Here is an 11,322-nt window from a genome sequence, read left to right on the forward strand (position 1 = left end):
GTGCCTGGTCGTGGGGCTCGTGATGAGACTGGGGGTACATAGCGACTCCTGAGAAGAAAGATCCGTCGATGGAAGAGAGGTACGACCCTCATCCGGTCAATCGACACAGTCGCCCGCGAACGGCAGCACGGTGCCACGGCGCAGGCCGCACGAGACCGGCAGGCCCTCCCCTGGGAGGGTCTGTGCGCATCTCACGCCCAGGATTTCCGGTGCGTGATTAGGTGCTTAGAGGGTCGGGGTGTTGTCCGGCACTCGGGCGGTGCCGGGCCACGAATGGGTCATCGGCTCACCCCCGTCCTCTCGGCCACGGGCCGCATGGCCCGACCCGAGGTCGTCGTCGCAGGCTCGAGGTCGTCCTGTCGCTGTGCGAGCCGCTCGTGGAGTTGGGCGCGGCCCTCACGGATCCCGTCGAGGGCGGCCTCGTGCAGCAGGGCATTCCACTGCGCGCCCCGATCGACGACCGCGCCACCGGCACGGGCAGCAAGATCGGTCGGCCGCACCCACTGCACCCCGGCACGCTGCGCCTCCGTCTCGGCGCCTGTGGTGACGGTGGGGTCTCCGTGGGTCGCGAACCTCGACGCTTTATCATCTTGCGTGCTGCGAGTCTCCGAGCTCGTCGCGGCACGCTCTGCCTCCGCCGTGGCACGGCGGGCGGCCTCGTCACGGGTCGCGGCGGCACGGATCGGGTCCGCTCTGGTGGGGTCAGTCATGATTGGCTCCGTCCTGTTGCTCATCAGGTGCGTTCAGCCATCGGCCCACCGTGGTCGGATGCACCCCTTCCTCGGCGGCGATCTGCCGCTTCGGGACGCCCTGCGCATGCAACGCGAGTGCCCGAGCCCGCGCCTGCTCCCGGTCACCGCGCCGGGGCGAGACCGTAGGCGCCTCCTCCGCTGACCGGTCTGTCGCGGCGGGTGTCGGCGGTGCGGTCTGGATCGCTCGCGGCGCGGGCGATTGCCCTGCCTCAGTTTCGGGACTGCTCTCGATCTCGGCGGTGCTCGAGGCTCCGTTCGATGAAGGGCCGTCGCGGAGCGGCTCGCCGGGCGGGGTGGCGTTGCGGGTGAGTTCGACGGTGAGATGCGTCATCGCCAGCAGCACCAGCGGCGGCACCGACGCGACCACGGCTGCGATCACGGCGGGCACCCGGATATCGGAAGCGACGACGGCGTGAGTGACGTTCGCTGCGACCGACACGCCGGCCCCGGCCGCGAGCAGCAGCCAGGCGAACCGCCTCGCGGCGGGAGCCGAGTTGCGGAGAGCGACGACACTGATCGTGGCCTCCAGAATCACGCCGTCGACGATCAACGGCCACACCCACGCCTGCCCCGACGGGATGCCGGACAAGACGGCAAGATCCATCAGGGTGGTGAAGGAGAGCCAGAACGCGCCCAGTGCCAGCAGGATCGTCCCCGTCACCGCGAGCACGATCACCAGCCTCGTCACTCCGGCCGCAGGCTCGCCCCGGCGCGGTGCGTGCTCGAAGGGGGCCGGGGCGTGCATGAGGGCTACCTGCCCATCCCCGTCAGATCGCTGGAGGCGCCCGTTCTCGATTCGGCCGGGTCGGGGGCGATGCTCGCGGTGCGGTGCGCCGACCGGATGGTCGCAGCGATCTCCCGTGCGTCCAGCGCGGTCGCGAGGGCGGCGGGCTCGAGCACGGCGTGCGTTTCCGCCTCGGTGAGGCCGGCCTCGACCAGGCGGCACGCGGCCCAGAACAGGCCAGCGTTCCGGTTCCCCTCGGGCAGCCGCGCGACCCAGGCCACGAGGCGCTCGGCTCCGGCCCCGCCACGAGCCGGAGCCGCGGTCGTGCTGGCCGGGGCCGGTGACGGGGTGAGGAACTCACGGATCGCGTCGGCGTCGATCGGGCGGGGACTGCGACCCGTCGCGATTAGCTCGTAGCGGCGTGGCCCGTGATCGGTGGTGACGATGGAGGGCGGGGCGATGATGTAGCCGCCGAGCCCTCGGAAATCCAGATGCGCCGTTCCGCGTGCCCAGGACCGTTGTTCACGGGCTGGATCGGTTGGGTAGTACAGATGGATGCCGCCCGCCGGGGAACGTACGGCCTGCGCCCATCCGCTGATCTGCCCGGAGCGGTGCAGGGTCCGCAGCAGCGGGAACCCGGTCCCGATGGCGTGCACGTCCACGTCCAGCACCTCAACTCCGCGGCCGGTAGCGATCCCGATGTTCGCCTCCGGAGTACGGCGCCACCACCGTCGAACCTGTCGCAGATCGGTAGTGGCGCGGTGGAAGCCACGCTTAATGAGCGGGTTCTTCTCGCCGGGCACGCACGGGAAAATCGGGATGCCCGCCTGCGCATACGCGACCGCGGCGTCCGCGAGCGTGCCGGGAAGTTTCGGGGGGATCGGCCGGCCGGTAGGGTCAAGACGAGACACCCGAATCACCCCCTTTCCGATGACGTCGCAGGAGCTCTGCGGCCCGCGTACGGCGTCTTCCAGAAGGTGCGGCAGCGGTGCTGCCGGGGCTTGGGGAGAGTCCGCTCGCAAGCATTCTCTGAGGCCTCCACCCTTACCCGGCCAGGGAAGCCCTGGCGAGGATTCCGGAGCGGTCTGCGCCGAATCGTCAAGGATCTGCGCCGCATCGTCAAACCCGCCAGGCTCCGCCTCCCCGGAAGTCGTGCCGGCGCGTGCTAGAGGTTTCGTTCCGGCCCCGTCTCGGGTGCGCGCGGTTCGGGACCGTCCGCGGGAGGATCCAGGTGCTGTTCCCGTTCGGCGAGCAGCTCGCTCAGCAGCACGCCCCGCTCGAGCCGGGTCAGCGGCTCGGGCGCGCGGGCGAGATCGCTGGGGAGCGCACCGATGCGGCCGGTGCCCGTGACCGTCTCGTTAATGTGCGCGAGCACCGTCGCCGGGTCAGCCACCTCGGTGTCGTGTTCGAGGATGCGGGCGATCTCGCTCAGCGCGGCGCTATCGTGCTCGAGCGGCGGGAACCCGGCCGAGGCCATCACGCCCTCGCTTCCAGGGATGGGACCGACGACGACCCGGAACTCGCCTGTGCCGTCGGGACCGGTCGCTTCGTAGACGCCGGACGGGAGCCAGGCATGCGCTTCCGAGGCCGGCCCCGCATACAGTTCGACCCCGGATGGATCGTCGGGATCGATGACGCGCACCTCGGGATCCGCGGCGGCGAGGAGTGCCTCGAGCTGTGCTGCCTGTTCCCGTTCGATCGAGATCCCGAGGGTCGGCTGTTCGGATTCGACGATGGAGCGCAGCGTGTGGAGTGCGATCAGGTCGGCGGGAACCCAGTCGCGGTGGAACTGCTCGGGCAGGTACGTCGTGCGCGGCCCGCCCGCTGTGAGGAGTTCCCGGAGGGTGTGGTCGCGTCGGAGGGCTGCAGCGGTGAAGTCGGATCGCCATTGCGAGTGATCCCATGCGAACCGCATGTCTTCGACTTCGCCTTCGAATGATGGCGCGATGGTCACGAGGTAGTCCTCCTTGCGCGGCTCGACCGGGAGCGGGTCGCGGTCGAGGAGATCGATGAGCCCGTCCCGCACGCGTTCTGCCTCGTCGATCCGTGCCTGACTGGTCTGCGCATGCTCGAGCTGTTCGAGCCGCGCCAGAAGATCCGGCAACTGGGCAGCCTGGACTGCGAGCTCCAAGCACGCGTCTCGCCATTCCTGCACCTCGAACTCGAACGCGTCCTCGTTGAGCGACCCATCCGCGCGGCGATGATCGTCTTCGGACGGGAACGGCGGGAACATGCGGGCGACGATCTCTGGAACCCCCGAGTCCTCGAACGGTGCCCACTCCGGCGACGGCACCGCCCCGGACGGCGAAGCGGCAGTCGATTCGCTGCGGGAAGCCCAGGAGAGGACGTGCGCCACGTCGTCGCCGAAGTCTTCGCCGAACACGCGATCCCCGTCCGTGCGGAGCTGCTCTGGCGGGCCTGCGATCTCTTCGATCAGCACTTCGTTCACCAGGTGGTCGGCTTCGGGTTGGGAACGGGCGAGGACGTCGAACTCGATCGTCACGCGATGCGAACGCAGCGGTGCCGGTTCGGACGCGGGCGGGAGGGTCGGATCTGACATGGGCATACTCCTTCGATCAGGGACCAGGGATTCAAGCGGCGACCAGGACCGCTGAAGCACAGGCAGCCCCTTCCGGATTACGTGATTCGCGTCGGCCCGGTCGAGCCGACGGACCAGATCTGCGGCGTACGGTCAAGAATCTGCGCCGCATCGTCATCCCCACCCAGCCGGGCCGGGCGCCGGCCGAGACGATGCGGGGGCCGGGGACGTGGCGTCGGTGTCGGCGGCGAGCGCCTGCTCGCGATCATGCAGGGCCTGCTGCAGGTGGCGATTCACGACGGTATGGTTCGTCCCGTCGACGCCGCCGGTGATTGGCACCTGGTGGAACGAGTACGACGGATACGGGCTTCCCGCACGAAGCGCCTCCAGCCAGTCGTCGACGTCCTCGGGCAGAGCCCAGTCCTGTGGCGGCGGCTGTTCCTGCAGGAACTCGGTCGCGCCCACGTACAGGTTGATGTCGGCGAGCATCTCGTGAATCGTGAGGGCGAGGCTGCGCGCCAACGTCACCGGGTTCCGGTCCGCGATTACCGTCGGCTCAACGTCCGGGTCATCAGACCAGATGATCACCCCGAGATACACCGATCGCTGCGGGCGTTCTTCCTCTGCGTGCATTTCGCTCGTCGTCATGGTTCCTCCGCTTACGGTGCTGGCTCGCCAGATGACGGCCTACCTCTCAGGTAGGGCACCGCCCGTGCGCCGCGGCCACTGCGGGCCGGTCACTATTCCATGCGGGAACGGATGAGCGGGACGTAGCCGGCGTTCTTCTCGAACGCGACCACCCGAAACCCTGCGGCTGCTGCTGCCTGCACGGTGGTGCCCGAGCCCGCGAACGGCTCGAGGACGACACCTCCGACCGGGGCGACGAGGGCGACCAGCCAGCGCATGAGCGCGAGAGGCTTCACCGTCGTGTGTGAAACGCCGTAGGCGCGGGGCCGCTCAGAGGCGGTGGGCTTGTGCTCGAACCGGAAGATCGGGAACTTCCGCGACAGCGACTCGCCCTGCCACGTTCCGGTCAGCACATCCAGCGCGTCGGCCTGCCCCGGATCGAATGCCACGTTCGTAGGCCACCGCTCGTCGGCGAATCGGCCACCGTCGATGTTGATGCCGCCGACGCCGTGCTCGAGGACGTTGCCGACGATGCTGTCCGACAGTGGTTTGCGGGCGATGATAATCGGTTCGAACGCGGGGCGCAGTGCTGTGCCCCACCCTTCCCAGCGTGCAGCTTCCTCGGTGACCGGGGTGCCCTTGGACAGCACCGAACGCGTTGCGCCGAGGACGCCCTCGTGCTCACTGTGCTGCACGATCCGGTCTGCACGCTGCACGCCCAAGTGCTTGTCGATTGCGTGCGAGAGATCCATGCTCTTGGGCATCCCGGTGGTGTGCAGCCATGCAATCTGGTCGCGGATTTCGAAGCCTGCGTTCTCCAGGCCGCGCACCATGCGATGCCATGTGCGTGCACCGCCGAATGCGGCAAGATGCGCACCCGGCTTCAACGCCTGCAGCGCACCCGCAGCCCACTCGCCGCACCACGCTTCGAACACCTCCGGCGGCGTCATTCCCGCCGTGTCGAGATGCGGGAGCGACTCGCGGAACCCGGCCGCGTCGTCCCAGGCCTGCCCGTTGAAGTTCAACCCGTACGGCGGATCCGATACCAGCGCGTCGGCGCCGGCCTCGGGCAGCAGTCGCAGAAGCTCGACCGCGTCACCGTGGTAGAGCGTGACGCGGCCATCGGTGAAGGCCGGGGACGGAAGGGCGGCGGCGCCCGGGCCGGGCGACGTGGGGTCTGGCATGACGAGGGCTCCCTGCTGTTCGGGGCCTGTTCGCCGCCGTGTGCGACGATCAGGATCACCCAGCAGGTACGGGCCGTCCCAGCATTCCTGAGCCCACGTCGCGGCACCCCCGAACAGCCTGGAAACAGAGAAGCTACTCCGCCTCCCCGCATCCCACGAGCGAACTGCGCGACCCTGAAATCCCGAGCTCCGTTCTCCCACACACGATCGGCTATCAACGAGCACCACGTCCGATGAGCATCCAGGAGTCGACAGCACCAAATCACCGGGCCGGCGACGGAAGCTCGGAACGACAACGGTCAGCGGTACGGTAGAAGTTCGCGTAGGTACTGGGCGCGAGTCCGTACCGTTGCTTGAACGACCGCGAGGCGACCGCCGGGTCAGGCCAGCCGACGGACACTCCAGCTTCGCCGACCGTGAGATGTGTAGATGCGAGGAGCTCCGCCATCCGATCCGCCCGCAGCTGGTTCAGGAAGGCTCCTGGCGATACGCCAACCTGGGTGCGGAACAGCCGGGTGAGTTGTGAGGTCGATAGCGAGACGGCCCGTGCTAAGGAATCGATCCGCCACGGAGCGCTCAGATCCGATCGCAACAGCGATAGCGCAGTGAGGACTTCACGACTTGGCACCGCATCCGCTATTGCGGCACAGGAAGAACGTGTGCCCGCAAGTCGTCCGAGTGCATCAAACACCTCAGCCACCCCAGCCAGGAGTGCGAAAAAGTTTGAGTCGTTATTGGGAGGGCGAGCAAGCTGCAAAAGCAGCGGAGCGAGATCTTGCGTGCTCGTCGCCGCGAGCTGCAGTGATTGCAACCCGGTATCGCCGTCGAGTGCCTGATGTAGGTGATGCACGAGTGGATGTGCGTTAGGGAGCCAACGGACTTGATCGGTTAGATACTCCGGATTGAGATACAACGTAATCGTTCGAGCGTGCCCAAATGGAAATCCTGAGCACGCCATCTCAGCTGGGACTACCAATATCGTGCCCGTGTTGAGGGTCACCGAGTCTCCAAAGGAGGAGACTCTTGCCCAACCTGAAATTCCGAAGATGACCTTTACTGCTTCAGCAATAACTGGACCCGAGGGAGCATCTGCGTGCTGCTCGCGGACTGTTAGCGGCGGACCTTGGCTGCTAAACAATTCAGATGCTGTCAATACCACCACGCTCGGCTCCTACCCCGGACAACTGCTTTACCATCGCCTCAACCGCTGGGTCTTGTGACGAGTCATAAACACTTGCAGAAAGCGTGATGACTGGAGCAAAATGTCAAACCAGCTCAGGGTTCCGACCGAAGTATTTGATTCTCCTGTAGAAGCAAGAGCGGCGGTATTCATGTCTTCCACTCTTCCGCGGGTGGCGGCTCAAATCATCGCTCAGTCGGGTGAGACCGGGTCACCCGGACGGGTGATCCGAGGAATTCCAGCCTGGAACTAGGGTGTTTGTATGCACATTCGCCAGGCTGAAATCGACGACGCAGAAGAGTTGGCCCGCCTACTGAACAGCATCATTGCCGAAGGTGGAAAGACCGCGATCGATACTCCGCTGTCCGGCCCCGAGTTCGCGGAATGGTTCATCACCGGCTCCCACTGCATCAGCTGCCTCCTAGCAGACACTGACGAGGGGATCCTCGGCTTCCAGGCCCTTGAGCGCTTCCATGCGGACCTGCCGAACGACATGGCGGACATCGCCACGTTCGTTACAGTCAGTGCGAGAGGATTGGGCCTCGGCCGGAGCCTGTCACATGCTACTGCAGCCATCGCAGAGGGAACCGGAGTACAGCGCATCCGTGCCGTGATTCAACGCTCGAACGAGGACGCTATCCGCTACTACCGCTCGGTCGGATTCCACGACGACACGGCCAATAGGACGAGTAGCTCAGTCGCCTTGATACGGCCTACAGGACTCGGGGTGACGCTGAGAATGTCAAGCCCTAGTGATTTTCCGTCTAGGCTTCGAGATGACTGATGGGCTTGACTCGATGACCCCTAACGCGAGGGAGCGTTCCAGCGGCGTGTTAGGGCCGGCCGTCATTGGAGAAGACTTAGATCCAGTTGCACATAACCGTGTCGCATGGGATCGTCTCGTTGACAACGAGATCGAATGGTCGCAACCGGTCGACACTCAAATCATTGAACGCGCGCGCGAAGGCGACTGGTCTGTGGTCCTCATCGGCCATGAATCCACACCGCGCAATTGGTTTCCGCCAGAGTTGGTCGGCGTGCGCGTGCTCTGCCTCGCTTCTGGTGGAGGTCAGCAGGGGCCTATCCTCGCAGCCGCGGGCGCCACCGTAACGGTGTTTGACAATTCTCCCAGGCAGCTTGCCCGTGACGACGAGGTCGCCGCACGTGAGGGGCTTGAGATTCACACTGTTCTGGGCGATATGCGGGACCTCAGCGCTTTTGACGACGACGCGTTCGACATCATCGTCAACCCCGTGTCGAACGTGTTCTGCCCCGACCTCGCTCCGGTCTGGGCAGAGGCGTTCCGCGTCCTCCGGCCCGGCGGACTGCTCCTCACCGGGTTCATGAACCCCAATGTCTACCTCTTCGACGAAGTGTCGCTCGATCAACAAGAGCTCGTCGTGCGCCATCGGCTTCCCTTCAGCTCACTCGACCTCTCGGAATACGACCGGTTGCGCGCCTACGGAGATGGCCCCATCGAATACAGTCACTCGCTGACCGAGCAGATCGGCGGGCAACTGTCAGCGGGTTTCATGCTCACCGATCTCACTGAAGCGCCACATCACGCAGACATCACTGCGCAGTATTTCCCGGCCTACATCGCCACCCGTGCGATCAAGCGGTGAGAAACCACAATTGTGTCGACCGTCGCGAACGCGCCCTGGTCGTCGCGTCCACTTTCGTGATCGGGTCGCGCGCTCTCCAGTCGGTTAGTTCGCACGCCATAGCACTCCTGCTGACGTTGGAAGTGCAGCATTAGGAGTCGAGTCGAGAAGCGATGCCGTCGACGAGAAGACCCACGCCTCGTTCGAAGAGTCGATCCAGATCGAGCTCATAGCCAGATCCGACGAGCGATCGCAGGCCAGCATGATGATCCCGGTAAGTCAGATCCCGGAGCACATCCATGCGCTCCTCGACCCACGTGTCGGCGTCAACCCCGGAAGCAGATTCGGCCTCAGCCTCCGGCTCGAGCAGGACGGCCATGCCGCGTATCTGCGTGAACAGGAGCAGGTGCGCCTCGAACGCCTCCTCGGAGCTAATGCCGGCCTGCCCCAATGTCTGGATCGCCCATTCTGCGAAGGATAGCGCCGCGGGGAGGAGCTGCGGGCGGGTCACTGAAAGTTGCGGTGCGAGCCACGGATGACGGCGGAAGACCCGCCAGAGCTCCCGGTGACCCTGGATCAGCCGATCTCGCCAATCGCCGTTTCCGGCCACGGGGGACCATTCTCCGAGGGCGTACTCCATCATCCGCAAGACGAGGTCTTCTTTGCTGGTCACATGCCGGTACAGCGACGTCGGCTGGGTTCGCAGTACATGAGCGACTCTGCGCATCGAGAGCATCTCCACACCTTCGTTGTCGGCGATCGCGATGCCCGCAGCCGTGATCCGCTCGACGTTGAGTGGTGCAGCTCCCTGTACTGCAGACTGAGTATGTCGGTTCTTCGGCCGACGGGTACGAAGGCGGGCCGCGCCGCCGTTGCGATCTCCCGCCACGACGGTTCCGACCCCTGGCACGGGGAGCGCGAGTCCTTCGGCGCGCAACAGCGCGTGCACCCGGCTGGCCGTGGCGATGGCGACGTGCCGGGTTCGCATGATCTCTCGCGCAGAGGGAAGCTGCTCTCCGGGCAGCAGGGCACCGGAAACGATCTGGTCGCGCAGTTCAGCGGCAATAGTCGTCGACGAGGTGCTCATCTCTTCATCCTGTACTAGAACACCGCCGATCGGCAAACACCGCGATCATCATGATCTCCCTGCCCAGGGATACCAGCTGTACTAGTACGCGATTGCTCGTTCTACTCGGGGGTTCCTAGGGTGGCGGCATGACTGAGCAACGAATACTCATCTCGGGTGCAAGCATCGCTGGGCTGGCTTGTGCGTACTGGCTACGCAAGTACGGCTTCGCGGTTACGATTGTTGAAATCGCGCCAACGCCACGGCAGGGCGGGCAGGCGGTGGACCTGCGTGGAGCTGGGCGCACAGTGATCGAGCGCATGGACCTGCTCGAAGATGCCCGCAGCATCTGCCTTGACCAGGCCGGCATCTCCTGGGTCGACGAGCGCGGCCACCCACGCGCAGCGATCAGATCCGATGACTTCGATGGGGAGGGATTCATCTCCGAGATCGAGATCCTTCGGGGAGATCTCGTCGATCTGCTCTACCGTGAACTCGACAGCGAGGTTGAATACCTCTTCAACGACACAATCACGGGGCTCACCCAGGACGCCAGCGGCGTGGAGGTCGTCTTCCGCCACGCGCCAGCACGTCGCTTCGACCTCGTCATCGGCGCCGACGGCCTCCACTCGGCCGTGCGTGCTGCGACTTTCGGGGCTGAAGAGCAATTCGTCAAGCCTCTCGACCTGTACACGGCATGGTTTACAGCCCCCGCGTTTGACGACCTAAACGGTTGGTACCAGACGTACAACCGTGCCGGCGGGCTCGTCGCCTCCGTCCGGCCGGGTAGGGTCAGGACGGAGTCCAAGGCAGCGCTGAGCTTCCGCCTGCGCCGAGGCGAGATGATCCGCCACAACCGACATGACCGCCTCGCGCAGGTTGCGCTCCTCGACGAGCGTTTCGCGGACGCCGGCTGGCGAACGCCCCAGCTGCTCGAAGCCGCCCGCACGTCATCAGACTTCTCCTTCGACGTTATGGGTCAGGTCGACCTCGACCGGTGGTGGAATGGCAGGGTTGCGTTGATTGGCGATGCGGCGGCGTGCCCGAGCCCGTTGAGCGGGCTGGGCACCAGCGTCGCCCTCGTCGGGGCTTACGTCCTGGCAGGAGAACTCAGTACCGGGGCGGGGCATGTTGCCGCGTTCGAAGCCTACGACCGGATAGTGCGCCCCTATGCCGAGGGTGCCCAGCAGCTCGCGGGCGGCACGGGAGGATTCGCCCCGATGAACGACCTCACCATCCGTCTTGTCCAAGCATCGATGTCCTGGGCTACCCGCTGGCCGATGCGAGGATTCATGCAGAAGCAGTTCAACAAATCCACCGACATCGAGCTGCCACACTATCCTCGGGCCGGTCTCAACGTATGACGTTGCGGTCGTTGGGGACGAGATGTCACTCCCTAGCGACACCGACTGACGCCCTCGAACTCCAACGCCGGTGTTCCCGTCACACGCTTCCAAGCCGGATTCACCGTGGGCGCAGCCATTGGGGATCACTCGCATATCCGACTAAGGCACAGTGCGCAGATGCTGACTCGTATGTTCCGGGCGCGGCGGCGGCCCAGGTCTACAGCCGAGGGGTGCTGAGGACAAGGCCCTCACTAGGGTCGTCTCACTCTCGCGGGTGAGGCGGCACATTCGCTCCTGTCG

The 11,322-nt window shown here is 65.6% G+C and carries 11 protein-coding genes; 3 read left to right on the forward strand and 8 right to left on the reverse strand.

Annotated features, from left to right (window positions below):
• Positions 1–278 precede the first annotated feature (278 nt).
• The 7 genes from BLT44_RS06835 to BLT44_RS16155 form a co-directional block, all read right to left on the reverse strand.
• The gene (locus BLT44_RS06835) at positions 279–710 is read right to left on the reverse strand and encodes a hypothetical protein (protein ID WP_010154785.1); all 432 of its coding nucleotides are present in this window, start codon (positions 708–710) and stop codon (positions 279–281) included.
• The gene (locus BLT44_RS06840) at positions 703–1,428 is read right to left on the reverse strand and encodes a DUF2637 domain-containing protein (protein ID WP_231291475.1); all 726 of its coding nucleotides are present in this window, start codon (positions 1,426–1,428) and stop codon (positions 703–705) included. The genes BLT44_RS06835 and BLT44_RS06840 overlap by 8 nt, the downstream gene beginning before the upstream one ends.
• Positions 1,429–1,502: 74 nt before the next feature.
• Positions 1,503–2,387 carry a bifunctional DNA primase/polymerase gene (locus tag BLT44_RS06845; protein ID WP_081473361.1) on the reverse strand — a complete coding sequence of 295 codons (885 nt, stop codon included), beginning with the start codon at positions 2,385–2,387 and terminating at the stop codon, positions 1,503–1,505.
• A 254-nt stretch (positions 2,388–2,641) separates the two neighbouring features.
• Positions 2,642–3,979, reverse strand: a complete 1,338-nt coding sequence (locus BLT44_RS06850; RefSeq protein WP_143026016.1) for a hypothetical protein — start codon at positions 3,977–3,979, stop codon at positions 2,642–2,644.
• A gap of 210 nt (positions 3,980–4,189) precedes the next feature.
• Entirely contained in the window at positions 4,190–4,663 is a 474-nt protein-coding gene (locus tag BLT44_RS06855; protein ID WP_029608024.1) for a hypothetical protein, read from the reverse strand.
• A 92-nt stretch (positions 4,664–4,755) separates the two neighbouring features.
• Complete coding sequence (locus tag BLT44_RS06860) at positions 4,756–5,826, reverse strand: DNA-methyltransferase (RefSeq protein ID WP_010154780.1); 1,071 nt, start codon at positions 5,824–5,826, stop codon at positions 4,756–4,758.
• A gap of 262 nt (positions 5,827–6,088) precedes the next feature.
• Positions 6,089–6,784 (reverse strand): helix-turn-helix transcriptional regulator, encoded by a 696-nt coding sequence (locus tag BLT44_RS16155; RefSeq protein ID WP_081473273.1) that lies wholly within the window; start codon positions 6,782–6,784, stop codon positions 6,089–6,091.
• Between the two features lie 484 nt (positions 6,785–7,268).
• On the opposite strand from BLT44_RS16155, the gene BLT44_RS06870 reads away from it, so the two are divergent.
• Together BLT44_RS06870 and BLT44_RS06875 are read left to right on the forward strand one after the other, a co-directional pair.
• Positions 7,269–7,790: a GNAT family N-acetyltransferase gene (locus tag BLT44_RS06870; protein WP_010154777.1), complete on the forward strand. Its 522-nt coding sequence runs from the start codon at positions 7,269–7,271 to the stop codon at positions 7,788–7,790.
• The gene (locus BLT44_RS06875) at positions 7,783–8,631 is read left to right on the forward strand and encodes a class I SAM-dependent methyltransferase (protein ID WP_196794976.1); all 849 of its coding nucleotides are present in this window, start codon (positions 7,783–7,785) and stop codon (positions 8,629–8,631) included. The genes BLT44_RS06870 and BLT44_RS06875 overlap by 8 nt, the downstream gene beginning before the upstream one ends.
• Positions 8,632–8,761: 130 nt before the next feature.
• Here BLT44_RS06875 and BLT44_RS06880 read toward each other — a convergent pair whose 3' ends face one another.
• On the reverse strand, positions 8,762–9,697 hold the full coding sequence (locus BLT44_RS06880) for a TetR/AcrR family transcriptional regulator C-terminal domain-containing protein (RefSeq protein WP_029608022.1): 936 nt from the start codon (positions 9,695–9,697) through the stop codon (positions 8,762–8,764).
• A 128-nt stretch (positions 9,698–9,825) separates the two neighbouring features.
• On the opposite strand from BLT44_RS06880, the gene BLT44_RS06885 reads away from it, so the two are divergent.
• A complete protein-coding gene (locus BLT44_RS06885; protein WP_029608021.1) occupies positions 9,826–11,040 on the forward strand; it encodes an FAD-dependent monooxygenase in 1,215 nt (404 codons plus the stop codon).
• Positions 11,041–11,322: the final 282 nt, after the last annotated feature.

The organism is Leucobacter chromiiresistens (genome assembly GCF_900102345.1).
In the GTDB taxonomy this organism is placed as follows: Bacteria; Actinomycetota; Actinomycetes; order Actinomycetales; family Microbacteriaceae; genus Leucobacter; species Leucobacter chromiiresistens.